Annotated in this window: 20 protein-coding genes; 2 read left to right on the top strand and 18 right to left on the bottom strand. The window is 64.2% G+C overall.

Translation table 11 applies throughout. From position 1 onward, the window contains the following. Positions 1–21: 21 nt before the first annotated feature. The 13 genes from GVL12_RS17490 to GVL12_RS17430 form a co-directional block, all read right to left on the bottom strand. The gene (locus GVL12_RS17490; RefSeq protein ID WP_200843855.1) at positions 22–2400 is read right to left on the bottom strand and encodes an RND family transporter; all 2379 of its coding nucleotides are present in this window, start codon (positions 2398–2400) and stop codon (positions 22–24) included. Beyond that, positions 2397–3479 carry a YCF48-related protein gene (locus GVL12_RS17485; RefSeq protein WP_159916352.1) on the bottom strand — a complete coding sequence of 361 codons (1083 nt, stop codon included), beginning with the start codon at positions 3477–3479 and terminating at the stop codon, positions 2397–2399. The genes GVL12_RS17490 and GVL12_RS17485 overlap by 4 nt, the downstream gene beginning before the upstream one ends. Positions 3480–3544: 65 nt before the next feature. Continuing rightward, entirely contained in the window at positions 3545–4897 is a 1353-nt protein-coding gene (locus tag GVL12_RS17480) for a DUF1329 domain-containing protein (protein WP_159916350.1), read from the bottom strand. 41 nt (positions 4898–4938) lie between these two features. Beyond that, complete coding sequence (locus GVL12_RS17475; RefSeq protein WP_159916348.1) at positions 4939–6543, bottom strand: DUF1302 family protein; 1605 nt, start codon at positions 6541–6543, stop codon at positions 4939–4941. A gap of 110 nt (positions 6544–6653) precedes the next feature. Next, the gene (locus GVL12_RS17470) at positions 6654–7553 is read right to left on the bottom strand and encodes a phosphate ABC transporter substrate-binding protein (RefSeq protein ID WP_159916346.1); all 900 of its coding nucleotides are present in this window, start codon (positions 7551–7553) and stop codon (positions 6654–6656) included. A gap of 130 nt (positions 7554–7683) precedes the next feature. Continuing rightward, positions 7684–8541, bottom strand: coding sequence for an HpcH/HpaI aldolase/citrate lyase family protein (locus GVL12_RS17465; protein ID WP_159916344.1), 858 nt, complete (start codon positions 8539–8541; stop codon positions 7684–7686). Between the two features lie 33 nt (positions 8542–8574). Next, positions 8575–9540, bottom strand: coding sequence for a hypothetical protein (locus tag GVL12_RS17460; RefSeq protein WP_200843854.1), 966 nt, complete (start codon positions 9538–9540; stop codon positions 8575–8577). Positions 9541–9682: 142 nt separating this feature from the next. Beyond that, on the bottom strand, positions 9683–11044 hold the full coding sequence (locus GVL12_RS17455; RefSeq protein ID WP_200843853.1) for an MFS transporter: 1362 nt from the start codon (positions 11042–11044) through the stop codon (positions 9683–9685). A gap of 52 nt (positions 11045–11096) precedes the next feature. After that, entirely contained in the window at positions 11097–11942 is an 846-nt protein-coding gene (locus GVL12_RS17450) for an amidohydrolase (RefSeq protein ID WP_159916340.1), read from the bottom strand. Next, entirely contained in the window at positions 11939–12991 is a 1053-nt protein-coding gene (locus GVL12_RS17445) for an amidohydrolase family protein (RefSeq protein WP_159916338.1), read from the bottom strand. The genes GVL12_RS17450 and GVL12_RS17445 overlap by 4 nt, the downstream gene beginning before the upstream one ends. A gap of 19 nt (positions 12992–13010) precedes the next feature. Continuing rightward, positions 13011–13982 carry a PhnD/SsuA/transferrin family substrate-binding protein gene (locus GVL12_RS17440; protein ID WP_159916336.1) on the bottom strand — a complete coding sequence of 324 codons (972 nt, stop codon included), beginning with the start codon at positions 13980–13982 and terminating at the stop codon, positions 13011–13013. Positions 13983–14286: 304 nt separating this feature from the next. Further along, positions 14287–15441 (bottom strand): porin, encoded by a 1155-nt coding sequence (locus tag GVL12_RS17435; RefSeq protein ID WP_159916334.1) that lies wholly within the window; start codon positions 15439–15441, stop codon positions 14287–14289. 70 nt (positions 15442–15511) lie between these two features. Then, the gene (locus GVL12_RS17430; protein WP_235033899.1) at positions 15512–16546 is read right to left on the bottom strand and encodes a tripartite tricarboxylate transporter substrate binding protein; all 1035 of its coding nucleotides are present in this window, start codon (positions 16544–16546) and stop codon (positions 15512–15514) included. 133 nt (positions 16547–16679) lie between these two features. On the opposite strand from GVL12_RS17430, the gene GVL12_RS17425 reads away from it, so the two are divergent. Then, positions 16680–17612 (top strand): LysR substrate-binding domain-containing protein, encoded by a 933-nt coding sequence (locus GVL12_RS17425; protein ID WP_159916332.1) that lies wholly within the window; start codon positions 16680–16682, stop codon positions 17610–17612. A gap of 246 nt (positions 17613–17858) precedes the next feature. Here GVL12_RS17425 and GVL12_RS17420 read toward each other — a convergent pair whose 3' ends face one another. Next, positions 17859–19361 (bottom strand): PLP-dependent aminotransferase family protein, encoded by a 1503-nt coding sequence (locus tag GVL12_RS17420; protein WP_159916330.1) that lies wholly within the window; start codon positions 19359–19361, stop codon positions 17859–17861. 204 nt (positions 19362–19565) lie between these two features. Between GVL12_RS17420 and GVL12_RS17415 the strand changes: the two genes are divergently transcribed. Continuing rightward, positions 19566–19910 (top strand): hypothetical protein, encoded by a 345-nt coding sequence (locus GVL12_RS17415; protein WP_159916328.1) that lies wholly within the window; start codon positions 19566–19568, stop codon positions 19908–19910. A 32-nt stretch (positions 19911–19942) separates the two neighbouring features. Here GVL12_RS17415 and GVL12_RS17410 read toward each other — a convergent pair whose 3' ends face one another. Genes GVL12_RS17410 through GVL12_RS17395 form a run of 4 tightly spaced genes read right to left on the bottom strand, consistent with a single transcriptional unit; the run spans position 19943 to position 26452 of the window. Continuing rightward, complete coding sequence (locus GVL12_RS17410) at positions 19943–21322, bottom strand: HAMP domain-containing sensor histidine kinase (protein WP_159916326.1); 1380 nt, start codon at positions 21320–21322, stop codon at positions 19943–19945. Next, complete coding sequence (locus GVL12_RS17405) at positions 21319–22011, bottom strand: response regulator transcription factor (RefSeq protein WP_159916324.1); 693 nt, start codon at positions 22009–22011, stop codon at positions 21319–21321. Before GVL12_RS17405 ends, GVL12_RS17410 begins: the two co-directional genes overlap by 4 nt. Before the next feature lie 33 nt (positions 22012–22044). Then, entirely contained in the window at positions 22045–23361 is a 1317-nt protein-coding gene (locus GVL12_RS17400; protein ID WP_159916322.1) for a TolC family protein, read from the bottom strand. After that, positions 23348–26452 carry an efflux RND transporter permease subunit gene (locus GVL12_RS17395; RefSeq protein WP_159916320.1) on the bottom strand — a complete coding sequence of 1035 codons (3105 nt, stop codon included), beginning with the start codon at positions 26450–26452 and terminating at the stop codon, positions 23348–23350. The genes GVL12_RS17400 and GVL12_RS17395 overlap by 14 nt, the downstream gene beginning before the upstream one ends. Between the last annotated feature and the right edge of the window lie 11 nt (positions 26453–26463).

The following is a 26463-nucleotide window of genomic DNA, read 5'->3' as shown; positions in this document are numbered from 1 at the left end:
GAGCTCTCCGATCAGATTGCCCTATACCGCTTTGGGTGACTTCAAGAGAAAGTGCGCAAGCGCGGGCAGCAGGACCAGCGCACCTATCATGTTCACCACGAACATGAACGCCAACAGCACGCCCATGTCCGCCTGGAACTTGATGGGTGAAAGCGCCCATGTCGCAACGCCCACCGCCAGCGTGATGCCGGTCAGCATCACCACGCGGCCCGTGGTTTGAAGCGAATGCCGGTATGCGGCGTGCAGCGATTCGCCCTTGCGCATCTCGGCAAGAAGGATGCTGAGTACATAGAGCGCATAGTCGACACCGATCCCCACGCCAAGCGCGACCACGGGCAGTGTCGCCACTTTCAGTCCAATGCCCAGGGCAACCATCAGCGCCTCCGAGAGCACCGACGTGAGCGCCAGCGGTATGATCGCGCAAGCCACCGCGCGCCACGAGCGGAACGTGACGTAGCTGAGCACGATGACCGCCGCATACACCAGAAGCAGCATGAAGCGGTCTGCCTTTTTCACCACCGCATTGGTTGCCGCCTCGAAGCCGGCATTGCCAGCGGCCAGCAGAAAGCGCGCGTCCTCGGAGTCGTTTTGCCGGGCAAACTCCTCCACCGCTTCGCTCACCCGGCGCAGCGTGTCGGCCTTGTGGTCACGCAAAAACACCTGGATCTGCGGCAGTGAGAAATCCCCGTCGACCAGGCTGCGCGGAGCACGTGATGCGGCGGTATTGAGCGCACCCTGATTCGGGGAGAGTTCGAACCAGCGCGGATTGCCCTCGTTCATCGCCACCGCATTCTGGCGCGCCAGCGAAGCCAACGACGTCGTGCTCTCCACGCCATCGAGCTGCCGCAGACGCCACTCCAGATCATCGATGCGTTCCAGCACTTCGTACCGGAGCCCCGTCTGCGCTGGCGTTTTCACCATCACCACAAACACATCGCTGCTGGTGGCGTAGTGCCGCGTGAGATAGGCGTTGTCCACGTTGTAGCGCGATTGCGGGCGCAGCTCGGGCGCGCCTTCATCGAGGTCTCCAATCTGCAGACCACGACTGCCCAGCACGCCGCCCATGCCCAGCAGCACTGCGAGCAAGATGGCGGCAACCGCCCAACGGCGCTCGGTGAAGCGCGCGAGAATGGTCCAAAGGCCGCTGACCCCGCCCACCGCATCGGCACGCACGGCGCGTTGCGCAGCCTTGGCACTCACGCCCGTGTAGCTGAGCAGAACCGGCAGCAGGATGAGATTGGTGAAGACCAGAATCGCCACGCCCAGGCTGGCAATGATCGCCAGTTGCCGGATCGAATGGATGTCGATCACCAGCAGCACCGCAAACCCCACGGCATCGCAGGCCAGCGCCGTGAAACCCGCGATGAACAGGCGGCGAAATGTGTAGCGTGCCGCCACCAGCTTGTCGAACCCCCGGCCGATGTCGAGCATCACGCCGTTCATTTTCTGGGCGCCATGGCTCATGCCGATCGCGAACACGAGAAACGGCACCAACGCGGCATAGGGATCGAGCGAGAACCCCAGCAGTGGCAACAGGCCCAGCTGCCAGATCACCGCGATCATCGAGCACATCACCACCAGCACCGTGCTGCGCAGACAACGCGTGTACCAGAGCACGATGGCCGTGACGATGGCGGCGGCCAGCGCAAAGAACAGCATGACTTGCGCGAGCCCCTCGATCATGTCGCCGGCCACCTTGGCAAAACCGGTCACGCGGATGGCGAGCTTGTCGCTGTCGTATTTGCTGCGCAGCGCTTCGAGACTTTGCGACAAGGCCGCGTAATCGAGCGCATTGCCGGACTCATCCCGCTCGGCAAGCGGAACGATCAGCGCGCTCGACTGGTAATCCCTGGCCACCAGTTGCCCCACTTCGCCCGAGCGTTCGATATTCAGCCGCACGCGCTGCAGCGCGCCGGCCGATCCGTCGAAGTCGCTGGGCATCACCGTGCCGCCTTCAAAGCCGTTTTCCGTCACCACGGTCCAGCGCGTCGATGGAGTCCACAGCGACTTCATCTGCCCACGCACCACGCCTGACAGCAGAAACACTTCGTCATTGATCTTCTTGAGCGACTCCAGATACTCCTCATCGAGAATGCTGCCACCGCCCTTGCGCTCCACCACAATGCGCAGGCTGTTGGCTTGCGAGACCAGCTTCTTGCGCTCGGCCAGATAGTTTTGCAAATAGGGATGCGACAGCGGCAGCATGCCATCGAAGCTGGCATTGGGCGTGAGGCGCGTGGCCTGGGCGCCAAGCAGCAGCGTGAACAGCACGCACAGCAGCACCACCACGATGCGGTTATTGAAGACCAGGCGCTCCAACCAGTTGCCCGAGTCCGGGTTGAAAAATGCCCGTTCGGCCGCTTGCGGCGCAACAGGGCCCGCCAGATTCAAATTCATCATGTCGCTCTCTCCTGGGCATCGGGCGACCCGGATGCCCTGTGCAATTCAGCGCGCTCCACGCGCATGAGTCCGCGCGAACCCGCGAGCACCACAGCACCATCGGCGGCGTTCACCATTGCGCTGAACGGATAACGCGTCTTCAAACCCACGGCCTTGAAGCTGCGACCGGAATCGCCGCTCATCAGCAACTGTCCCGCCTGCCCGGCGAGCAGCACGTGGCCGTCGTCCAACTGCAGGCCGGTAAACAAGGCGGCATCCACCGGGGTCTGCACGGCAGTCCAGGGTTCTCCGGGGGCCGCGCTGCGGAACAACTTGCCGCGCAATCCGAACATCAGGAGCGCTCCATCACGCAACGTGAGCGCACCAAACAAGCTGCCGGTGCTGGGCGATTCGGCGGCCAGGAACGCGCCGCTGTTTCCCACTGCCCGCAGCAACAGTCCTTGCTCACCCACCAGCCAGTGCTCGTCGGATCGCGTGGCGTATCCGTACAGGCTGAGCCCCTCCGGATTGGGGAGCTTGTGCATCTGCGCTTGCCAGGTCGTTCCGCCGTCGGAACTTGCAAACGCCAGGCCATAGGCACCGATCACCAGCAGCGATCCGTCGGCGCGAATGATGATGTCCGTGAACGGCTTGTCCGCGCCCTCGCTCACCAGGCGCATCGCATCTTCCAGTGACGCCTGCAACTGCTGCGCAGCCGCGCCGGCCTCGGCCGAGGCGTATGCCGACTGCGCAGTCTTGAGCGCCAGCTCGGCAGCAGTGCGCCCATCGAGCACCCGCTGCCATGTGGCACCCGCGTCGCGCGTGCGCAGCACCACGCCCATGTTGCCCACGGCCCAGCCCTCGCGCTGGCTGGCAAAGCGCATGGCCGTGAGCGTCACGCTCGCAGGCACCTGCGCCTGCTGCCATTGCCTGCCGTTGTCGTCGGAATAGACGATCAGCCCGCGCTCGCCGCCCGCCACCAGGCGCAGGCCCGCTCGCGCCACGCACACCATGACGGCCTGCGTGGGCCGCGTCACCTGGAGTGCGGGCCGCACGAACGCGGTTTGCCGCCCGTCCGCCAGCGACACTGTCGGCAGCACGGCACAAGCAGCGGCACACAGCAAGCCGCGGCGCCCCATGCGCCGGCCCTCCATGCCTGCGCAATTCAACGCACGCCTCCGCTGGACAACGCTGCCGAGCTGAACCTGCTCAGTTCCCTGGGGGTGTAGCCACTGAACTGCACGCCGCCTGTATCGTGCAGCGCGGCGGCATATACATAGGCGCCTGCCTGCAGGTCATAGATCACATAGCTCACGGTCATCGACATCGGCTGGTCGCTTGCCAGCAAGGTATGCGCCTGACCAGTGCGCCAGAGCTTGCCCTGCGCATCCCACGACTCGGACACCACGGCTTGCCAGGTGTCCTCGTCCAGATACAGGCGGCGCTTGGCCTGCACGTTTCGCTTGCCCTCCTTGAGCGTCATCTCCACCACCCACACGCGGCGCAGTTCCCAGCGCACGGCCTCGGGAGCCAGCAGCCCCTTGTGGACCACATCCTTGCTGGCCTTGGCAAACAAGCCGTTGTTGTTGGCGGGAATGATCAACTCGCGCTTGCCCAGCAGCTTGATGTGGTACTGGTCCTGCTCGCCCTGGAACAGGTTCACGTCGTCGAAGCTGACCAGACCACCGCCGGACGCATCCGGCGCATCGTGCGAGATCGACGGTGACTTGCGCACGCGGCGCTGGCCCGGCAGGTACTGCCAACCGTCCTTTTGCTTGGCGAAGCTGTCCACATACTCGATGGACAGCAGCGATTGGCCGGAGATGGCTGCCGGTTCCAGATAGTCGATCCGGGTACGCGAGACTTCGCCGTTGCCCTGCTCGGACGCTCCCGCAGGGTCGTAGAACGGGATCGCACGCTGCGTGCGTGAACGCGCCGTCAGGATGCGGTCGCCGGAGGCCGTCATTACATACTTGTCGCTCACGATGTTGGTGACCTGACCGCGGTAGCTCAGCGCGTGGTTCCACAGGGCCTCGTTGCCGTCCTTGGGAATCGGGAAGGGAATGCCGCCGAAGGCGCCCTCCACCGTGAGCCCATCGTTGGCCAGCTTGGCACGGGTTGCGTTCTTGAACACCTGCTCGTACACACCTTGCGAGAAATGGGCGGTGCGGTGCGATGGATAGACGTCGATCTTGAACGCCGGCTGCTTGGCGAACAGCGCCTTCGTGCCTTCGCTCAACTGCTGCGCATGCTCGCTCAGGTTCGCGGCGGTGATGACCAGCCGCGGCTTCTCACCGGCATACGGGTCGATGCGCCGCCCCTTGGCATCGGGGTTCACGGCCGGGGCCTTGCCATCCCATGCGGGGATCGTGCCTTGCGCATTCCCCGCGCGCTCTGCGCCATAGGGAGTGAGGCTGGCCTTGAGTGCTTGCGCTTCTTCAGGCGTGACTGCGGCGTTGACTTGGGCTGCGGCGAGCAGCAGCAAGACAGCAGCGAATTGGCTTGTCTTCGTGTTCATTTTTATGCTCTCTTGGAATGTGGTTCGGTATCGACGCGTGCTCAAAACGACGTTTGCAGACTCAAGCGGATGTAGTCACGATCGAGCATGGCTTGCGTATCGACCTTGCCCAGATAGCGCACGTAGGAAAGGTTTGCCGTCCATTTGCTCAGGTAGACACCCGAGAGTCCGAGCACCAGGTCGCCGCCCCTGTTCGGGCTGCCCGCAAAGGGGAAAGCGGTGTCTATCATCGAGTTGCCCTTGAACGACCAGCCCAGGTTGATCGACGGACTCAGGTCCAGGCCTGGCATGACCTGGTAGTACGTTGGCGTGAACACCACGCGAATGCCCGCGCTGGTCTTGTTGCGCGCAGCGTCGAGGATGCTTTCGTTGCGGTCGATCGACATCACGTGGTTGGCAGCGAACTCACCCGCCAGGCTCGCTCCGCCCCACAGCGCGGAAGGGCCGAACACGTTGACGGTCGAAAGGTTGATGTGCGCCGTTTTCCCGGTGGGATAGGCGCCGCCGCCGCCCAGGTTGACGTTGGTCGCACCTGCGGCCATGGAGAGCGAGCCTTGCCTGGCGGCGAGTGGCTGACCGAAGCGCACGGAGACCTCGCCACTCACGTTCGCCTCGCCCACCTGGGTGCCGAAGCTGGTTCCCAGCACGCGGATGTTCTGGGGATAGGCAATCCAGTAGCGCCTGTCGGGCACCTGCGTGAACACCTGCGGCGAAGTGTCCTGATAGCGCAGCGCGTAGAAGCCGAAATCGGTATCGAGCAGATCGCTGTGCGTATTCAATGCCACGCCAAAATTCGGGCTGCCCGAGCCCTTGATATCGCCCGCATAGTTCAGCCTGCCCGGGCCGGGAGTGCCCAGGTCGAACACCTCGCGGCCGGGGCCCAGGAAGTCCGCGCTGCTGAAGTAGCTGCCTGCCGGCGGAAGGCGCGTGGGCTTGAATTTCGCCTGCACATAGGCTTCCAGGCTGGTGCTCTCGGTCAGTTGCAAAGTGCCGGAAACCTGCGGCACCGGCATCGTGGTTTCCTTGGCGGTTGCGCCGGGAATGTTGAGCTTGTAGATATCGATGGGCGCCATGCCCTTGGCGATGCCGTTGTTGCCGAAGAACAGGCTGGTTCCCCAGGTCTGCGAGAACTGGCCGGCGCGCAGCGACAGGCGCTGTTCGCCCAGGTCCACCTGGCCGAAGGCGAACAGGTCGAGCAGCTCGATGTTCTTCCCGGCCGCAGTGCGCGTGCCGCTGGTGAACTGGTTGTGCGCGCCACTGGTGATGTTGGCAGTGGCGGCGGAGTCGTTGTCGTTGCGGCGGTTGTAGACCGCGTCGTACCAGGCCGCAGCACTCATGCGCATGCCGAAGCCGTCCTTCTGCACGTCGAATTCAGTGAACCAATCAAGACGATTGGACATCAGGCCGCGCTGAATATTGCGGTCTCCGTCATCGTTGTTGCGCTTGGACGCGGCGGGAGAAATCAGCGCGCCGTCCGGATTCTTCAAGCGATATCCACCGCTGTACTTCACGGTGTTGTCCCAACGAACTTGCCAGTCACCATCGGGATTCAAATCCATTGCGTTGGCACCGGTTCCAGCCAGCACGGTGCTTGCCAGAACAGCGATGGCATATCCCACGTTGTTGCGTTTTACAGGCTTCTTCATGGTTGTCTCCGTCTTTTGTATGTTGTAGTTGTCGTCGATTCAATGGCCTGGGCCTGTGCCGCTGGCGGGCTGCTGACGCCTTGCGCAGTCAACTCGCCAGCGCACGGCACTCAGGAAAGACTGCCCGTCACGTCATCAAACAACTCATCGACCGACAGCCGGCGGGGAATGATCTTTTGGTCTAGCGCCCAGTCGATAGCGAGTTGCAGGCCCTTGCGGTTGGCCTCCAGGCCGATGGGCGGAAACACCGCCGGCACGCCGCCTTCGGTGAGCGCGCGGCTTTCCTTGAGCATGCGAAAGATCTCGCGAACGATGTCGGGGCGGTTCTTCGAGATGTCCTGGTGCACCACGAACATGTGGTTGATCGGCACCACGCCTTCGCGTGCATACCAGTCGCGGGCGGCCGCCTGCGCATCGGGCACCAGCGTGCGCACGCGCGGGTCCTTGGGCATGTCTTCGCCCAGCAGCGCGGCGTCAAGCTCGCCGTTCATCATCATGTCGGGAATGGACGAGCCCTTGGGCAGGCGCACGCAGTTGGCGGGGTCGGCGTACTCGGCGAGGTGACCGTCGCCCAGCGTCATCCAGGTCACCTTGTCGAGATCAACGCCGTACTCGTGGCGCAGGATGCCGCGAATCCACAGGCCGGTTGTCTGTGCATAGGTGCGCACGCCCACGCGCTTGCCTTCGATGTCTTTCGGATCGAGGTGACCGAAGTCGAGATTGAAGCCGCCGCAGTGGTGCTGAAAGCGACCGGAAATCGGCGCGGGCAGCAGCACATAGGGCTTGCCGTAGCTTTTGGCCTGCAGGTAGGTGACGATGGCCAGTTCGCCTGCATCGAATGCGTTTTCTCGCACCATGGGCTTGAAGCCGTTGTGCGCAGGCGTAGGACCGCAGAAGTCGAGGTTGACGATGTCGGACTTCACGCGCCCGTCGCGCATGGCTTTGGTCACGGCGTACTCGGTCAGATTCGTGCGCAGGGTCGGCAGGTCGACAGCGGTGGTGGTGGTCATGGGAAAGCTCTCCTTGTGCCTGTGAATTTCCAGAATCGAATTTGGATGGATGGATGGATGGGTCGCGGGCCGGGCCTGCCGGCCGCTGCCGGCGCGCGTTTCGACAAGGCCTGCGGCGGCGTTCATCGCTTCAATATCCCGCCAGCTCGCGCGCCATGCCGACCACGCCGTAGGTGCGCTGCGGTGCGGACATCAGGAAGCGATAGCCTTCGGACAGCAGGCGGCGATGGTTCTTGGCCGTCACGTGCGGATTGCCCACCACCACGTTGTGCTTGCGGCAGGTTTCAACGATCCTGCGCATCGCGTCGAGCACTTCGGGATGCTCGTATTGGCGCGGCAGGCCCAGCTCCTGGCTCAGGTCGCCCTCGCCGATGAGGATCAGACCGATGCCGGGAACGTTGGCGAGAATGTCGTCCAGGTTTTCAATCGCCTGCGTGCTCTCGCACATCAGGCCCACCAGGATTTCCCCCTGCGGCGCCAGCGGCCACACGTCGGCCTTCTCGTAGTAGTCGGCCATCGACAAGCCCCAGTAGCGCGAGGCATTCGCCGGGCCGTCGCCGCGAACGCCCCTGGGCTCATAGAGCGGCGCGTTCTTCGGGCGTGCATAGCGGCACGAAGCCACTGCGTTGTAGGCCTGCTCCACCGTGGCAACATGGGGCCAGATCACGCCATAGGCGCCACGGTCGAGCACCTGCTTGGCGAACGACTGGTTCATTTCCGCGCCGTTGGCAGGAATACGCGCAATCGGCGTGACGCGCGGCGCCACCGAGCCCGACTCCGCAATTTCCTTGCGGTTGAGCATGTACTGCAGTGCGTCACCGAAGGCGGTCACGTCATACGGGTTGTGCTCCATCTCGAAGACGATGCCGTCATAGGGAGCATCGCTCATTTCGATGGCCGTCTGCTTGTCGAGTTTGGCGAAGGCGGTGAATGCGGGCTTGCCGGATTCCAGCACGCGGATGACGTTGTTGAGGCGGGTTTGGGACATGTCTTTTCCTTCAATATCTGTTTTCTTGGGTGTCTATTCGGCGGCGTTCCAGTACATGAAGCCCATGCCTTCGCCGGTGCCCGCAGGCGTGCGCCAGCAGGGCACGTAATCGACCAGCGTCATCTGCGCCCTGGTCTCCTGCAGCGCCTTCATCACGCTCACATAGAGCTTGATTTCGGAAGTGCCGGACTGGTAGGAGCGGTCGTCCACAGCAGCCAGACCTTCGTAGTCGTAGTCGGCCAGCATCTTCATGATCCGGTGATCGAAGGCTTCGTCGTTCACGAAATGAGAGAGCCCGCCCGAGGCGATGATTCCCACGCGCAGGTCTTCGGGCCATTCGACAATCGCCTCGCGCAGCACGCGGCCGAAGTCGATGCAGCGCGCCATCGAAGGCTGCGTCGGCGGGTAGAAGCAATTCATGATCACCGGCACATGCGGCGGCGGGTTGTCGCCCATGATCTGGTGGTAGACGAAGCTGTATGCGTGCGGAACGACGGGGTATTCCGGCAGCGGCTTCATCCACACGTTGTCGGGCCAGGCGAACAGGTCGGTCAGGTCGAAGTCTTCGCGCTGAAACCGGTTGATCAGGTAGGTGGCCAGTTGCGGATGGCACTGGTGCGTGACGTGGTGATCGGGTGCATACACGGCGCGCTGTGGTGGGCCGTTGTGCACTTCCTGGCCGGTATAGATGGCGATGGAAGGCGAGTGATCGGTGAAGATCTCCTTCTGGTCCTTGCCCAGAATGATGGCCACGTCCACGTTCGCGCGGCGATACACGGCGGCCATCTCATCGAGTGCGGCACGGCAACGCCGGGAGCGCGCGGTGCGCTCCTCGAGCGTCAGATACTTCTCGAATGCCGCACCTCGGTGCGCCTCCAGCTCCGGGTAGGTCCAGGTGCGATTCTGATACCAGAGCTCTGGATTGTTGCGGTCGCGCTCGCCATTGATCAGCCAGTCCTCGGGTGCCTGGCCGAGCATGCCGCTGTGCGGTACTGCCATTCCGAATACGATTTTTGCCATACGCTGTTGAACGTTTGAAAATTTGAGACAAAGGGGCCCCCGCGACAGCCTTCGGTCTGTCGTTTTTTGCGGGGGAAAATGAACGAAAAGTCCTGGGCGCGCCTAGGCGCCGTTCACGCAATCAATGGGCCGTGGAGGCTGCGGGTTTGGCAATGCCTGGTCCCGGCGAAGAGGGGCTGGGTTCGGCCTTCTCTTCGCTGACCTTCGGCGCCCATTTGGGTTGCAGCAAAACCAGCGTGCTGGTTGCACCGATCAGCAGGAATACGAAGATCACCATCATCGGCAGGTCATAGTTGCCGCTCACATGAAGCAGCCAGCCCGAGAGACTTGCGGAAATGCCGCCCGCCAGACTGGTCGCCAACTGCTGCACGCCGGTCGTCAGGCCAATCGCCTGCTTGGGAATCAGGGTGAGCTTGCACAGCGCCAGGTTGTTTGCCGTGGCCAGCCCCAGAATGGAGAGCGACAGCACGTTCCAGAACAGCGCAGCCTGAAGCGATTCGGTGAACGCACCAAGCAGCACGGTGCTGCCGCCGATGAAGCCCGCCACAACGAATGCCTTGCGCACCCGTACCGCGTTGTGACCGCGGGCAATGATGCGATCCGCCGCCCAGCCTCCAAACGTGGCCATGAGCGCGATGCCGGCAAAGCTGAAGAAGGTGAACAGCCCCGACTTCTGCAGCGTCAAGCCGCGCTGCTCCACCAGGTAGGCGGGCATCCACGTCATGCAGTAGAACGTGAAGTAGCCGTAGCAGAAGTTGTTGATCATGCCGCCCCAGACCACGGGGCTCGCCAGAATATTTCTCAAGGTGACGGATGAAGCCCTGCGCTTTGCCGTGGCGAGTTCCGTCTTCGACGGAAAATCGTTGCGCACCATGTAGAGCCATGGCACAAGCCACAGCAAGCCAACGACGCCAGTCACCAGAAACATGAACTTCCACGAGTAGCTCACGATGAACCAGGCGGCAATCGGCGCACCTATCGCGGGGCCGAACTTGCCGCCCATGGCGAACAACCCGACCGCAAACCCCTTGTGGTTCTCACCGAAGTTGTTGCCTATCCAGCGGTAGCTGGCGGGAATCACCACGGCTTCCGCCGCACCAATCAACAGGCGCATGAGCAGCAAAGCGGCCAACGCAGTCACCATGCCCGTCGCTGCGGTGGCCAGGCACCAGATGCAAAAGCACACCGTGTACGGCCACTTCACGCCATAGCGATCCACCAACCAGCCCATGGGCAATTGCATCAAGCCATAGGTCCAGAAAAATGCCGAGTTGAGCCAACCGCGATCTACGCTGGTGAGCGCGAAGTCGCGGACAAAGTTCTTGTCGGCGAGTGCGGACGACAGGCTGGTTCGGTCCACGAACGCGATCAGCAGCCCCATCGACAACAGGGCCAGGATGATCCAGGGGTACGCGGCCCCCTGCTTCTTCTCTACTGTGCTTGTCTCCATTTTTTTCTCTTTTTTATGTGGCGGCGGCAGCATTCATGCACACCACCGCCACTGTTTCAACCAAGAACTCTCAAGCCTTCATTCATCACGCCAGCATGGGATAGAGCGTTGCCGCCGTCTTTCCAAACACCCACGCACGCTCCTGCGCGCTCAGGCAGGCCAGCCCTTCTTCTGCCGTTGCCAGGATTTCCTTGAGCGTGCCCGGTGACGTGGGGAAGTTGGAGCCCCACGCCATTCGCTGCGCCCCGAAAGCCTCGACCACACGCGGGAAGAAAGTCTCGGCGCTGGCCTTGTCCTTCTTCACGTCGCCGAAAATGCGGGGCGTGATCTTCATGTAGAGATTGGGCAGATCGCCCAGGTCGAAAAGGCTTTGCGCGTTGCGGTATGGCGCGCCGTCAAGAACATCCGGTCGGCCCAGGTGGTCCAGGATGATGTTCACCTTCGGGAATCTCTCGGCCAGCATGCGCACCTGCGGCAGGCCGATGGGGCCGGTCTGGATGCACATGGGCAGGCCCAGCTCGGCAATCACCTCCCAGGCCCTGAAGGACTTGGGATTGTCCAGCTCGCTGGGATCGAAATCCTTGGTGGAGCCGCCAGTGAATATGCGCAGGCCCGCAAGACGCTTGTCCGCCCAGTCGCGCACGACCTGCTCGACGTTGTCGCCCAGCATGTCGACCGAGCCCACCGCCACCAGGCGGTCTGCATGCTGATTGCAGCCATCCACCACATAGGAATTGTCAAAGCCGTAGGTGGTTGACGAGTGCACGACCGCCGCCTTGGCAACGCCGGCTTCGTCCATTGCGGCAATCAGCATCTCGACGGTGCTGGGGCGCTCGCGCGACCAGTCCGATCGCTTGCCGAACAGCGGCGCAAGCGGGTAGCGCTTTTCGTCGTCGGAGATGATGTGCGGATGAATGTCGATGTAGTTCATGCTGTCTCCAGTGCAGCGCCGAGCTGCTTGCCACGGGCGTTGAGTTGGGCGTCCAGGCGCGGATAGACACGGCGCGCATTGCCTTCGAAGATGGCCAGGCGATCCGCGTCGGACAGCGCGGTGCAGTCGTCGATGTAGCGCTTGGTGTCATCGAAGTAGTGGCCGGTTTTCGGATCCCGGCCTCGCACGGCGCCGATCATCTCGGAGCCGAACATCACGTTGCTCGTCGGCACCACCTTGGTGAGCAGTTCCACGCCTGGATGGTGATAGACGCAGGTGTCGAAGAAGATGTTGTCGAGCAGGCCTTCGAGCGGACGATTCGCCAACTCCAGCGACATGCCGCGATAGCGGCCCCAGTGATAGGGCACGGCGCCGCCGCCATGCGGTATCACCATGCGCAGCGTTGGGAAATCCTTGAACAGATCGCCCTGCAGCAATTGCATGAACACGGAGGTATCGGCATTCAGGTAATGCGCGCCTGTGCCATGAAAGCATGGGTTGCACGATGCAGCCACGTGAATCATCGCCGGCACGTCCAACTCGCACAGCGCTTCGTAGAGCGGGTACCACTCGCGGTCCGTCATGGGCGTGCCGGTCCAGTAGCCGCCGGTGGGATCGGGGTTCAGGTTGCAGCCGACAAAGCCCAACTCTTGCACGCACCGACGCAGCTCGGGAATCGAGTTTCCGGGCGCGGCGCCCGGCGACTGCGGCAATTGGCAAACGGGCGCGAAGTTGTCGGGATAGAGATCGCAGACGCGGCGTACCAGGTCGTTGGAAACCTCGGCCCACTCCAGGGAGGTGCGCTCGTTGCCGAGGTGGTGGCTCATCAGGCCGGCGATGGGCGAGAACAGCGTCAAGTCGCTTCCGCGTTCGCGCTGCAGCCTGAGCTGGCCGTTGCCGATGGCGTCGCGGATTTCGTCGTCGCTGACATGCGCCTGGGCACGCGAAGGTGCGCCCGCAGGGTTGTCGGCGCACTCCACCTGCTTGGCACGCCAGGCGCGAAACGACGCGGGAACGGTGGTGAAGTGACCGTGGCAATCAATGATCATTTTTCTCTTCTCCCGTTATTCAGGCTTGCGGGTCGACGAACAGCTCGCCGACGGACATGCGACGCGGCGTGAGGCCCTGCTTGAATGCCGTGGCTTCCAGCGCTTCGATGGTCTTGAGGTTTTCCTGCAGGCCGTAGGGCAGCGGGTCGTTGCCGACGATCTTCTGCAACGCGCGGTATTTCTTGTCGCCATCGGTGCTCGCCTCGCCGGAGTTCAGGCGCGCAAGCCATTCCTGCTTGGCCTGATCGAATGCGTTGTAGAGCGACCTGGCGATCCAGGGGTTCTCGGCGAGCACGGAATCCTTCACGACGATCGTGCCGTGCATCGGATAAATGCCTGTGCGTGCGAAGTATTCGGTTTCCAGTTCTGCCGCGTTGGGCAGCAGATCGGGATAGTCGGCCTCCACTTCCTTCCAGCCGCCGGTGGGTGCGCCGGTGCGGCCGATGCCCGCGGCGGCGGCAAAGCCGCCCACCAGTTCGCCGCTGGCCATCATGTCGGCGAGCGAAGTCCCTTCGGGTGCGTGAATCACGTTCGATGGCAGCTTGAGTTGCGTGACGTGTTCCTCATCGTCCACCACCCAGGTCACCTTGGAGGAATCGAGACCGAATTCGTCCATCAGCACCTGACGTGTCCACACGCCCGTAGTCACCGAGTAGGCGCGCACGCCCACCTTCTTGCCCTCCAGGTCCTTCGGTGTCCTGATGCCCGCATCAGGGCGCACCAGCAGACCGCCATGGTGGAAACGGCGCACCACGAACACCGGCAAGGCAACGAACGGCGCACCGTAGGCACGCGCAATGATGTAGGTAGTGGGAGCGAGTTCGCAGACATCGAACTCCACATCGCGCACCATGCGGCGGAAGGCGCCAATCTGCGGTTTGACGGTGACGAACTCGGGCTCGACGCCTTCAATCGGAATGGAACCGTTGCGGATTGCCGAGGTATGCGGATGCTCCGCGATGGCAATTTTGAGAGGCACTTTCTTGGACAACTTCGTACTCCTTGGGATCTTGGTTTTGGCCGCAACCTTTTCGGTTGCTCGGCACATCGGCGATGTCGCTCTATGGGTTGAAAGAATATGAAAGGCGGGGCGTTTAGCCACTACACAAAAAAAACATTCACTGGTACTTTTCCGACTTCCTGCCGATGAGAAACGCCAGGCAGGCACACACGGGCAAACCCGAGGCAACAGCCTTGAAACCTTGCGCGCGGCCATGAAAAACATGGCTCGCAGCCACGCGAACGCGCATGGCACGGGGTTGCCGGACGGCTCAATTGCGTGAAGGATTTGCGCGTCAGAATTCGTGATTCATGCCGAACTCGAAGCCCTGCGAGCGGGCGCCCGCCGTGCCTGCCGGTGCGCCTGGAATGACGAAGCGCGCATTGCCCTTGTCTCGCATGGTGGCCGCCGTGGCGTAGGCCGCCGTGCGCTTGGACAGGCGGTACACATAGCCCAGTGCCAGCTGATCCGCGCCGTCACCCTGAATAGCCGTGGCCCCCGCCGTGCCGCCCATCTTTGCGCGATTGAACGAGAACTTCACCTCATGCGCACCAAACGGAACCACTGCGGCAAGAAGGTAGTTGCTCTGCGTCGCCTGCTGGTACTCGAAGCGGCGCACGCCCCCCGAAAGCTTGACGAATCCGGCGTTCCACGACGCCGCCACCGCGCGGTCCTTGAAGTCGGAAATGGTCTTGTCGTCATGCGTCGTATAGCTCGCTGCAGAGACAAATACCGGCCCCAGGTTCACGCCCAGTCGTGCGCCAATCGACGAATGCTGATCGCTGGCCGACACATTGCCTTCACCGAACGACTTGGTGATGCCGCCCTCCAGACCCCAGCTATTGCGCGGCAACAGATACTGAATGGCATTGCTGGAACGCTGGATGCTGTTGGCATTGCTGCCGAAAGCCGCGGTGGCCGGCGTGCTGCCGGTTGCACTCAGAGAGAACAACTGCACCGAGCCAATCCCCACGTAGTTGAACGGATCGAAGCGCGCCCAGTTCGAATGCGTCGGCGTGAAATCGCGCCCCATGCGCAGCTCACCCCACTCAGTATGCGAAAGGCTCAATGTGGAGCGGCGTTGAAAGCCTGCGGGAGTCACCGCCCCCGTGTCGGCGCTGAGAAAGGACTCGAGCCAGAACGAAGCGCTCAAGCCGCCGCCCAGATCTTCGCGACCGCGAACGCCGTAGCGGCTGCTGGTGTGGGCGCCGCTTGCCATCGAAAGCACATGCCCGACATGGTCGGTATTGGTGCGGCGCACTCCCAAGTCCATCACACCGAATACGGTGAGTGAAGATTGCGCGTTGGCAGCCGGGCTGATGATTGCCAGCATGCCTGCCAGCACCCATGTGGAACGCAGATATTTGCTTTTTGGTTTCATTGTGTTGACCGGCGCAACGGGCGTTGCATCCGGCTTGTCTCGGTTGGTGTTATGGGGGATCGATCGCATGAAGCTTCTGGCGGCTTGGGCCAGCGGTTGGGACAGGCCAGCTCAAGCCATCCGGACCGTTGCGCTCAACTCATTGCAGGGGAATATTTGCGGCCTTGATGACGCCGCGCCATTTGTCGATATCGCCTTGCATGCGTTTGGTCATCAGTTCCGGCGAGCTCCTGTCGGGCCGCATTCCCATGCTCAGCAGCTCCTTCTGGACCTCCGGCGAATTGACCGCCTTGGCGATTTCGCTCGCCAGTCGGTTGACGATGGTCGTCGGCGTGCCGGCGGGCACGCTCACGCCATTCCAGGATCCGGATTCATAGCCCTTCACGCCGCTTTCGTCGAGCGTTGGGACATCAGGCAGGTCCTGGTAGCGCTGCAGGGAGCTGACAGCCAGCAGACGGACGCTGCCGCCGGCAATCTGGCCGAGCAGCGGCGGAACCATCTCCAGGCCCACCTGGATGTCCTTGCTGCGCAGGCCGGACATCACTTCGGCGGTGGTGCGATACGGAATAATCAAGGCGTCGATGCCGGCCATCGACTTGAACATCTCTGCGGACAAGTTCTGCGTGCTGCCTACGCGAACGGTGCCGATGTTCAGCTTGCCCGGATGGGCCTTTGCATACGCCACCACGTCCGCCACCGACTTGAAGCCCGACTCGGTACCGGTGATCAGTGCCAGATCGAAAGTGGACAACGACGAGACATGGCGAAAGTCCTTCATCAGGTCGTACGGCAGCTTCTTGAAAAGCCCGGTGGTCAGCGCCGTGCCGCTGCCGGCCATGACCATCGTGTAGCCGTCGGGCTTGGCGCGCTGCACGGTTTGCACGGCCACCATCGGGCTGGGCCGGTTCTCGATGACGATGGGCTGCCCCATGCTCTCGGACATCTTCCGCGTCACCAGGCGCGCAACAATATCGCCCGCCCCGCCCGGCGCAAACGCCACGTACAAGGTCAGCGGCTTGCTCGGAAATGCGGCTTCGGCATGCAGGCCCGCGCCGCTCGCAACGCACGCCAGCGCCAGCGCGCCTTGAATCATTTTTCGCAGCACATTCCGTCCTGAATCACTCATGGCTTGTCTCTCATTTCTGTTGGTTGTTTTGAGTGACCGATGGTGCATGTGCACCAACACGTTGTCGATTGAGTAATTTGTGGCCTCGGTTGAGCATTCAGTTAAGCTACGGTTCCCTCAGAACGTGTTCACGATCTAAGGCATAGGTTCTGCCCATCGAACTGCCAGCGAACACATCGACATGCCCGCTTCCCCACTCGACTGGTATCTGCAAGTCAACCTCAAAGCAAGACAGCTGCGGCTGCTGATTGCACTGGATGATTTCGGCAACCTGAAGCAAGTCGCAGAGATCTCGCACATCACCGTTTCCGCGGTTTCCAAGGCGCTGTCCGAGCTGGAAAAAGGCCTTGGATTGCAGTTGTTCGCCCGCACCCCTCAAGGCTTGCAGCCAACGGCCTACGGCGAATGCCTGATCCGCCATGCGCGCAGCATGCTGGTCAACATCCACCACGCGCGCGAAGAACTGCGCGCCATCAGCACAGGCACGGAAGGAAAGATTCATGTGGGGGTCTTCCCGGCGTGGACATCGGTGCTTTTGCCCACGGCACTGGCTCTGCTCAAGGAGCGCTCGCCTGGCACCAACGTGCTGGTGACCGAGGGCACCATCCAGACGCTGATGCCCGAGCTCCTGCAGGGCAATATCAATCTGCTGATCGGCCGACTGCCTTCCCGGCACGCAAGCCAGGATGTGCAGGAGCTGGAACTTCTGAAAGAGCCTCTGGTGCTGATGACCGGCCCGAACCATCCGCTGGCGAAACAGAAGAAAGTGAAGTGGGCGGATATGAAAAATTACCCCTGGGTACTGCCGCCCGCAGGCTCGCAACTGCGCGAGCCGCTGGAACACATCCTCGAACGCCACGACATTTCGCTCTCCAGCAACTACATCGAAACCCTCTCCACGCACCTGATCCGTTCCTACCTGCACATGACGAATGCCATCGCAATGATGGCCGCGGCGGCAGCGAAAGACCCGATTCAACCGCTCAACGTGCTGCCACTGACGCTCCCGCGCCTCATGCGTCCTGCAGGCGTGATGTGGAACCGCAGCCGCACGCTGACACCGGGCGCGCAGCATCTGGTGGCTTGCTTGAAGGAAGTGGCTGAATCGCTTTGATTGGCGATGCCGGGCAGCGGGTCGGCGTTGCTGCAGAACCCGGCCGGCCAGGCAGGCGCAGGGCGAACGGGGGAGCAGTTGAGCGCAACGCTTGCAACCTGTTTGTGGCGAGCCGGCCAGCGAGGCTTGAGGCGGGTTGATTCAATGCCGGGGCTTCGACGGGCGCGCCGAGCGAGGCCCAGCCCGAACGGAGTTTTACACCGCGCCCTCAACAACCGTTCGCCCTGAGCCGCCGAGGGTGGCCTCTCACCCGCGCGCCGCCTGCCCCAGCTGCGCGCAGGCCATCGCCCCCAGCGTGCGGCACACCTGCTCCATCGCGGGCGTCACGGGATGCGTGCAGGCCAGGCGCAGGCAGTGTTCGTAGCGCCCGGAGTTCGAGAACATGCTGCCCGGCGCGATGCGTATGCCCTGCGCCAGGGCCGCGGTGAACAGCGCGGCGCTGGAAAACCCTTCAGGCAGTTCTAGCCACAGGCACAGCCCGCCGGGCGGCAGGCTCAGGCGCGTGCCCAGCGGAAAATGGCGCGCCACCAGCCGCGCCATGCCTTCGCGCTGGCTGCGCAGCTGCTGCTTGAGCTTGACCAGGCTGCGCTGGTGGGTGGGCGAGCCCAGCACTTCGGCCACCACCAGTTGCCCCAGCGTCTGCGTGTTGCGGCTCTGGGCGAACTTGAGCATCTGTACGCGCCCATGCCAGCGCCCGCCGTTCATCCAGCCCTGGCGCAGGCCCGGCGCCAGGCTCTTGTTGAAAGCCTGGCAATAGATCACATGGCCGCCCGTGTTGTCCCAGGCCTTGAGGGGCTTGACCGCCTGATCGCTTTCGACGAACAGGCCGTAGGAGTCGTCTTCGATCAGCGCCGCGCCATGGGCCGCGCACAGCGCCACCATGCGCGCCTTGTGCGCATCGGGCATGCGCGCACCCAGCGGCATCTGCAGCTCCGGCACGACCACCACGGCCTTGAGGCGCGGCTGGGTCTGGAACGCGAGTTCCAGCGCTTCGATCGACATGCCCGTGCGCGGGCTGCAGGGGATTTCCAGGGTCTGCAGCTGCAGCGACTCCACCACCTGCAGCAGGCCGTAGTAGGTCGGCGACTCGACGGCCACCATGTCGCCAGGAGCGCACACCGCGGCCAATGCCAGGCTCACGGCTTCCGAGTTGCCGGTGGTGGCCAGCACGTCGGCCGGCGCCACGCGTATGCCCGAGGCCAGCGCGCGCCGCGCCATGGCCTGCTGGAAATGGGGGTGATTGCCCTGGTTGGCCAGCAGCGAGCGCCCCTGCACCAGCAGCGTAGGGTCGTCGCGCAGCAGCCTGGCGACGATGCGGTTCAGGTAATGGTGGTCGAACAGCCCCGGCGGCGGCGTGCAGCCCCCGATATCGGTATGCACATCCGCCTGGCGCCCCTGCTCGAGCAGCAGCGAGATATGCGCGTTGATGCCGATGAAGTGCGCCTGGTCGACGCCTTGCACGGGCCGGCTCAGATCGGGTTCGCTGCTGGGCGCGAGCGCCCCGCCCCGGGCGCTGCGCACGAAATAGCCCACGCGCTGGCGCGCCTCGAGATGGCCCGCGGCTTCGAGGTGGCGCAGCATCTGCAGGGCGGTCGACAGGCTCACCGTGTGCCTGCGCATCACCTCGCGCACCGAAGGCATGCGCTCTCCCGCCTGCAACGTGCCCAGGGCCATCGCATGGGCGTAATCGGCCGCGATGCGCTGGTACAGCGGCAGCGATGCGTCCGGGGTGGTTACGGTCAGGGGCATGGGACGGGACATCAAAGGGCTCAGGCCTTGCATCATGCCTGTTCTGGCTGTTCTGCAACAGATACAGATTGGCCATTGACAGACCAGAACAGCTGGCCACAAGCAGCGCTGCTGCGGTGCACAAGGCTTTCTGCTGTGCCTGTTATGCCAGGCACGCCGGCCCTACGCTTACAGCACCGAAACAGTACCTGTGCGAGTCCCTGTATGCAACCCACCGCCCCCGCTCCCACCCTTGCGCCACTGGCCCGCGGCCAGACCTTGACACGCGCCTTTGCCGCGGGCGACGAACTGTTCTGCGCCACCGGCACGCTGCAGTTGAACAGTTCGGCGCTGGCCGGCATCGACGCGCTGCCCGGGCTGCAGTGGCGGCTGCAGGCGGGCCAGAGCTGGCGCGCGCCCGCTGCGCTGAGGCTGCAGATCACGGCGCTGGCCGGCCCGGCCCATCTGCGCTGCAGTCCGGTGGCGGCACCGGCGCGGCCTCCGGCTGCAAGCGACTGGCGTGCGCGCGCCGGCGCCCTTCTCCGCAGCTGGCGCACGCTGCGGATCTGAGAACGTGAACACGTTCTGAGTCCCGGGGTCCGCTACGCGCTTGCCGCCGCCGGCAGGCGCAGCTGCACCTCGAAGCCGGGCGCGAGATTGGCGAAGTGCAGGCTGCCGCTGTGCAACTGCACGATGGCCTGCACGCTCGACAGCCCCAGGCCATGGCCGGGCTGGCGTTCATGGACGCGGTAGAAGCGATCGGTGATATGCGGCAGCAAGTCCGCGGGCACGCCCGGGCCGTTGTCCTGCAGGCGCAGGTCTATCATCTCGCCCTTTTGCTCGGCCGTGATGCGCAGATGGCCGCCGGCTTGCTGGCAGGCGTACTTGAGCGCGTTTTCGACCAGATTGGCCAGCGCATTGGCCAGCAGATCGGCATCGCCCAGCGCGCAGGGGTGGCCCTGGACCACGACTTCGAGGTAGGAGCCGGTTTCCTCGGCCACCGGAACGTACAGGTCGGCGATGTCGGCCAGCAGTCCCTGGATATCGACCACCGCGAACTCCTGGCGGCGCATGCCGGATTCGAGCTCGGCAATCTGCAGCAACTTGTCGAACACCGTGCCCAGGTCCTGCACCTCCTGCTCGAGGTGTTCGAGCAGGCGCTGCTGATCATTTCCGCCCAGATGGCGCACGCTGCGCAGTTGCAGCAGCACCCGCGTGAGCGGCGTGCGCAGGTTGTGGGCGATGGTGTTGGAGACATGGCGCACGCCATCCATCAGCAGCTCGATCTGGTCGAGCATCTTGTTGATGTCCCGGCCCAGCCGCGTGAATTCATCGTCATCGTTGGAAAGCGGAATGCGCTGGCCCAGGTCACCGTTGGCGACCTGCAGCATGGTGTGGCGTATGCTGGCCGCGCGGTCATCGACCAGGCGCGCGAATCCCACGCTGCCCGAAATGGCCAGGATCACGACGATCACCGCCGCGGTCAGGCTGGCGCGCATGAAACGCTGCTCGATGTCCTGCAGCGCATCCATGTCGCGGCCGACGATCAGCACATTGCCGCTGGGCAGCTGGGCCACGGCCACGCGGCCGGTCATGCTGCGGCCTTCGCGCTCGAGCGGCAGCTCGCGCAAGCCGAAGGTGCTGATGCTGCGCTGCGGCAGGATGCGCGCATTGCCGGCGAGGAAGTCGCCGTCCCAGTTTGTGAGAATGGCGATTTCCGTCTGGCTGTCGACACCATCGCTGAGCATCCGGTCGATTTCCTTGCGCAGCGACGCTTCGCCGTAATGCAGCGCATGCTGCTCCAGGCGCTGCAGGTCCATCTTGGCTTCGCGGTCCATGCGGTGGCTGAACACGCTGACCATCTGCACATAGAAGATGGTGAACACCACCACCATGGTCAGCAGCAGCAGGCCGCCATAGCTCAGGGCCAGGCGAAAGGCAATCGAACTCCAGGGGCGCCTGGCCGTGCTCAGCAGGTTCATAGCCCGGGCGCGTGGGTCGACAGGCAGTAGCCCACGCCGCGCACGGTATGGATCAGCGGCTGCTCGGAGCCCTTGTCGACCTTGTTGCGCAGCCGGCTGATGTGCACGTCGATCACATTGGTCTGCGGATCGAAGCGGTAATCCCAGACCGATTCGAGCAGCATGGTGCGCGTGACGGTCTGGTCCACATGGCGCGCAAGAAAGGCCAGCAGGCGGAACTCGCGCGGCTGCAGCAGCAGCGTGCGCCCGCCGCGCTCGGCATGGCGGCTCAGCAGGTCCAGCCGCAGATCCCCGACTTCGAGCACCGACGCAGGCGCGGCCGATTGCACGCGGCGCAGCAGGGCTTCGAGGCGGGCCTGCAGCTCCGAGAACGCGAACGGCTTGGTCAGGTAGTCGTCACAGCCGGCCTTGAGGCAGCGCACGCGCTCGTCGGTGGCCGACAGCGCGCTGAGCACCAGCACCGGCGTGGTGTTGCCCATGCCGCGCAGCGCCTGCAGGATCTTGATGCCGTCGAAGCCGTCGGGCAGCATGCGGTCGAGCACGATCGCATCCCAGTGGCCGGTCACGGCCTGGGTTAGCCCCTGCACCCCGTCGGGACAGACGCAGACTTCGGCCTGGAGTTCGCGCATGCCTTCGGCCAGGAAGCGGGCATTCTGGGAATCGTCTTCGATGATGAGGAAGCGCGGCATGGGCAGGGGTACAGAAGGAGGCAAAGTCCCGAACTATAAACAGGCGGCCCCGATGCAGCCGCTGCCCACGACCCCACCGGCGAGTGGCAACCGGCCGCGCGCGGCGTCGAGCTGCCATTCGGCCTGCCAGACCTGGAGCGTCAGATCCAGGTATTCCTGCTGGTGGCTGGAGACCGAGTCCATCGCGTCCAGCCACTCGAGGATGGAGCTTTGGCCCAGGCGGTAGGCGTCCTGCGCCATCTGGCGCAGCGGCGCGAGCTGGCTCAGCCCGCGCGACTCGAAGCTCGTGAGCGACTTGCGCAGCAGATTGCGCTGGCGCAGCGCCTGCTGCAGTTGTTGGCGGGCCTGCTGCTGCGCGGCGTCTTCCTCGAGCAGCGCCTGCGCATGCTCTAGCCGTGCGCGCTCTATCGTGCCCTGCTTGCGATCGAACAGCGGCAGCTCGATCGAGATACCCACCTGGTTATAGCCATAGGTCTCCTGGCGGCCACGCACCCGCGTCACGCCCACGGTGGGCGTGGGCAAGGCCTCGCGCGCCTGCTGGCGCGTGAACTGCTCGGCCTGCACCACCTTGGCATGCGCGGCCTGCAGCGGCGCGAGCCGCTCCCGGGCCTGCTGCCACATCGCGTCGAACGACGGCTCCTGCGCCGCCTCCTTCGCAGGCAGCAGGCTGCCCACGGCCTCGGGCGTCCAGTTCGGCTGGGCCAGCAGTTCGGCCAGCGCGGCGCGCGCGGCCAGCGTCTGGGCCTCCTGCTGCTCGAGTTGCACCTGCATCTGGGCGCGCTGCAGTTCGACGCGCGCGCCGTCGTAGCGGCTGCGCCCGCCGAGCTGGATCTGCCCCTGCACCACCTTGGCGGCCTGCTCCAGCTGCGCCATCGCCTGCCGCTTGGCGGCCAGCTTTTCCTGGTCCAGCAGCAGCTGCGCAAAGCGCTGGGCCGCCTGGCCCATGATTTCCTGCACCTGCGCCGCGCGCTCGGCTTCGCCGGTCGCGGCCGCGAGCTTCGCGGCTTCGGTGCGCATGCCTATCTGCCCGAAGATGGGCAGGGACTGCTCCACGCCCCACTCCTTCTCCTCGGGCTTGCGCCCGTAGTGCACGCTGGGGTTGGCCCAGGTGCCCGCGGTCTGCACATCGGCCTGTTCCATGCGCTGGCGCAGCGGCATGGCGCGCAGCGTCGGATGCAGGCTGCGCACCAGCGCCAGATACTCGACCAGGCCCAGCGATGCGGGCAGTTGGGCAGCACTTACCGCAGCGGGCCCGCCGGCAGATGCAGAGGTTTGCGCCGGGAGCGCGGCCAGGCAGGCGCCCGCGCTCACGAGGGCCACGGCCGCCGCTATAGATTTAATGGCTTTCATCCAACTCATCCGGTTTCTTCAAGGTCTTGGGGCCGAGCCAGGCATAGAGCACGGGCAGCAGTACGAGCGCAACCACGGGCAGCACCAGCATGCCGCCGACGATCACCGAAGCAAAGGGGCGCTGGGTTTCACTGCCCACGCCCGTGGACAGCGCCATGGGCAGCAGGCCCAGCAGCGCCAGCGTGGCGACGAGCAGCACCGAGCGCATGCGTTCGGCCGTGCCCTGCACCAGGGCCTGGCGCAGCGGCATGCCTTCACGCCGCAGGGTTTCGACGGCCGACACCACCAGCAGGCCGACCAGCGCCACCTGGCCCAGCAGGGCGATGAAGCCGATCGCCGCGCTGATCGACAGCTCTATGCCCGTGATGTGCAGCGCGGCAATGCCGCCGACCATCGCGAACGGAGCGCACAGCAGGATCACCCCCGAGCTGCGGGCCTGGCCCAGCGCGCCGAACAGCAGGCCGAAGACGATCAGCAGCGACAGCGGCACCACCACCTGCAGGCGCTGCGCGGCGCGCTGCTGGTTTTCCCACTCGCCGCCCCAGACCGCCTGGTAGCCCGCGGGCACCTGGACATTGGCCTTGAACGCGGCCAGCGTGTCCTTGACCACCGAGCCGATGTCGCGGCCTTCGACGTTGAACTTCAGCGCCATGTAGCGGCTGTTGTTCTCGCGGAAGATCGATGCATTGCCGATCTTCACGCTGATCTTGCCGACCGAGTGCAGCGGCACCGATCCGCCCTGCGCCGTGGGGATGGCGATGTCGCGCATCGTGGCTTCGTCCATGCGATTCACATAGGGCAGGCGCACGCGCACCGGCACCGGGTGCTCCCCCTCCCACAGCGTGGTCGCGAGTTCACCGGCCAGCGCCATTTCCAGCGTCTTCTGCGCGGTTTCCATCGCAATGCCCTGGCGCGCCAGCGCGTTGCGGTCGAACTCGACGTGCAATTGCGGTGCGGGCGCATCGCGGTACAGGTCCAGATCCACCACGCCTTCGATGGGACGCACCTGGTCCATGGTCTGCAGCAGAATGGCACGCAGCTGGTCGATCTCGGGGCCGAACACCTTGAGTACCACCTGGCCGCGCGCGCCCGAAGTCGACTCCTCTACGCTGTCGCGGATAGGCTGCGAGAAGTTGAACGCCACGCCGGGAATCACGTTCAGTTGATCGCGCATCTGCTCGATCAGCGCGGGCTTGGTCAGGTCCTTGCGCCAGTCTTTGAGCGGCTTGAGACGGATCAGCGCCTTGGCCATGTTCAGCGTCTCGTTGTCGGTGCCCGACTCCGGCCGGCCCTGCTCGGTGCTGACCGAAGTCACTTCGGGGAACTGGCGCAGGATGTGGCGCACTTCGGCCAGCACTTCCTGGCCTTTCTCCAGCGAGATCGACGGCGGCATCTGCACCAGCACATAGGCGTCGCCTTCGTCGAGCTGGGGCAGGAACTCGGTGCCCAGCTTCGTCGCCGACAGCCCCGCAGCCACCAGGATCGCGATGGCGCCGAACACCACCAGGCGCTGGCGGGCAATGCGGTCCAGCGTGCGGCCAATCCAGTGCTGGTAGCCGTGGTCCATGCGCTCGAACACTTCGGGCTCGGGCTTCATCACATGCTTGGGCTTGAGCAGCAGCGCACACAGCGCGGGCACCAGGCCCAGCGCGAACACCAGCGCGCCGAGCAGCGCGAAGCTGTAGGTCATGGCCAGCGGACGGAAGATCCGGCCTTCGATGCTCTGCAGCGAGAACACGGGAATCAGCGCCGCGATCACGATGGCCATGGCGAACAGCGTGGGCTTGGCGACCGCAATCGTCGATTCGATGATGATGGCGCGCATCTCGCGCTGGTTCGCGGGCTTGCGCAGCCGGGCGTTGCGGATGATGTTCTCCGCGAGCACCACGGCCCCGTCGACCATGATGCCGAAGTCGATCGCGCCCATGGAAATCAGGTTGGCCGGCATGCCCAGCCAGTGCAGGCCGATGAAGGCCACGAGCAGCGACAGCGGAATCACCGTGGCGACGATCAGCGAGCCGCGCAGGCTGCGCAGCACCAGCCACAGCACGCCCACGATCAGGCCGGCGCCGAACAGCAGGTTGTGCTGCACGGTGGCCAGCGTATGGCCCACGAGGTCGGAACGGTCGTAGGTGGTTTCCATCTGCATGCCTTCGGGCAGCAGGCCGCCATTGAGCAGCTTGACCTTCTCATGCAGGCCGTCGAGCACCAGCGAGGGGTTCTCGCCGCGCTTGAGCAGCACCACGCCCTGCACCACGTCGTTTTCGTCGTCCATGCCGACCGAGCCCTGGCGCGGCGTATGCGACTGGATCACGCTGGCGACGTCACCGATGGTGATGGGCGCGCCGCCGCGCAACTGCACCACCACCTCCTTGATTTCCTGCGGCGAGCGCAGCAGGCCGATGCCGCGGATGATGAACGACTGCTCCCCCCGGCGCAGCAGGCCGCCGCCGACGTTGCGGTTGGACTTCTCTATGGCTTCGGTCACGTCGGCCAGCGACAGCCCCAGGCGGTAGAGCTTGTCCGGGTCGACTTCGACGTGGTACTCCTTGACGAAGCCGCCTATGCTCACCACATCGGCCACGCCCTGGACCTGCTTGAGCGTGCGCACGATGTTCCACTCCTGCTCGGTGCGCAGTTGGTCCAGCGTATGCCGGTCGCTCTTGAGACGGTAGTAGAAGATCTTGCCCAGCGGCGTGTAGTCGGGCGCCATTTCGGGCGTCACGCCCGCGGGCAGCTCGACCTGCGGCAGGCGCTGCGCGACTTCGGCGCGCGCGGTGAAGCTGTTGGCATGGTCGTCAAAGACCATGTTCACCATCGACAGGCCGAAGTAGCTCTCCGAACGCAGCGACACCAGGCCCGGCGTGCCGTTGAGCTGGCGCTCGAGCGGCTGCGTGATCTGGCGTTCGACTTCCTCGGGCGCCAGGCCTGGCGCCTGCGCGATGATGCCCACCTGGACGTTGGTCACGTCCGGGTAGGCTTCGATCGCCGTGTGCAGGTAAGCGTAGATGCCGTAGATGGCGATCATCACGGTGGCACACACCACCACCAGCCGTCTATGGACGGCAAAATCAATCAATGCGCGCAACATGCTCTGGTCCG

Source organism: Pantoea sp. 18069 (assembly GCF_902706035.1).
Lineage (GTDB): Bacteria > Pseudomonadota > Gammaproteobacteria > Burkholderiales > Burkholderiaceae_C > Comamonas.
Note: the sequence above shows the minus strand (reverse complement) of the source record. Positions and strands in the feature narration are given on the sequence as shown.

Excerpts from the sequence above, each read along its gene's own strand:
- GVL12_RS17490 (WP_200843855.1), bottom strand. The coding sequence starts at position 2,400 with ATGATGAATTTGAATCTGGCGGGCCCTGTTGCGCCGCAAGCGGCCGAA.
- GVL12_RS17480 (WP_159916350.1), bottom strand. The coding sequence starts at position 4,897 with ATGAACACGAAGACAAGCCAATTCGCTGCTGTCTTGCTGCTGCTCGCC.
- GVL12_RS17475 (WP_159916348.1), bottom strand. The coding sequence starts at position 6,543 with ATGAAGAAGCCTGTAAAACGCAACAACGTGGGATATGCCATCGCTGTT.
- GVL12_RS17470 (WP_159916346.1), bottom strand. The coding sequence starts at position 7,553 with ATGACCACCACCACCGCTGTCGACCTGCCGACCCTGCGCACGAATCTG.
- GVL12_RS17465 (WP_159916344.1), bottom strand. The coding sequence starts at position 8,541 with ATGTCCCAAACCCGCCTCAACAACGTCATCCGCGTGCTGGAATCCGGC.
- GVL12_RS17460 (WP_200843854.1), bottom strand. The coding sequence starts at position 9,540 with ATGGCAGTACCGCACAGCGGCATGCTCGGCCAGGCACCCGAGGACTGG.
- GVL12_RS17455 (WP_200843853.1), bottom strand. The coding sequence starts at position 11,044 with ATGCTGCCGCCGCCACATAAAAAAGAGAAAAAAATGGAGACAAGCACA.
- GVL12_RS17450 (WP_159916340.1), bottom strand. The coding sequence starts at position 11,942 with ATGAACTACATCGACATTCATCCGCACATCATCTCCGACGACGAAAAG.
- GVL12_RS17445 (WP_159916338.1), bottom strand. The coding sequence starts at position 12,991 with ATGATCATTGATTGCCACGGTCACTTCACCACCGTTCCCGCGTCGTTT.
- GVL12_RS17435 (WP_159916334.1), bottom strand. The coding sequence starts at position 15,441 with ATGCGATCGATCCCCCATAACACCAACCGAGACAAGCCGGATGCAACG.
- GVL12_RS17430 (WP_235033899.1), bottom strand. The coding sequence starts at position 16,546 with ATGCACCATCGGTCACTCAAAACAACCAACAGAAATGAGAGACAAGCC.
- GVL12_RS17425 (WP_159916332.1), top strand. The coding sequence starts at position 16,680 with ATGCCCGCTTCCCCACTCGACTGGTATCTGCAAGTCAACCTCAAAGCA.
- GVL12_RS17420 (WP_159916330.1), bottom strand. The coding sequence starts at position 19,361 with ATGCCCCTGACCGTAACCACCCCGGACGCATCGCTGCCGCTGTACCAG.
- GVL12_RS17415 (WP_159916328.1), top strand. The coding sequence starts at position 19,566 with ATGCAACCCACCGCCCCCGCTCCCACCCTTGCGCCACTGGCCCGCGGC.
- GVL12_RS17410 (WP_159916326.1), bottom strand. The coding sequence starts at position 21,322 with ATGAACCTGCTGAGCACGGCCAGGCGCCCCTGGAGTTCGATTGCCTTT.
- GVL12_RS17405 (WP_159916324.1), bottom strand. The coding sequence starts at position 22,011 with ATGCCGCGCTTCCTCATCATCGAAGACGATTCCCAGAATGCCCGCTTC.
- GVL12_RS17400 (WP_159916322.1), bottom strand. The coding sequence starts at position 23,361 with ATGAAAGCCATTAAATCTATAGCGGCGGCCGTGGCCCTCGTGAGCGCG.
- GVL12_RS17395 (WP_159916320.1), bottom strand. The coding sequence starts at position 26,452 with ATGTTGCGCGCATTGATTGATTTTGCCGTCCATAGACGGCTGGTGGTG.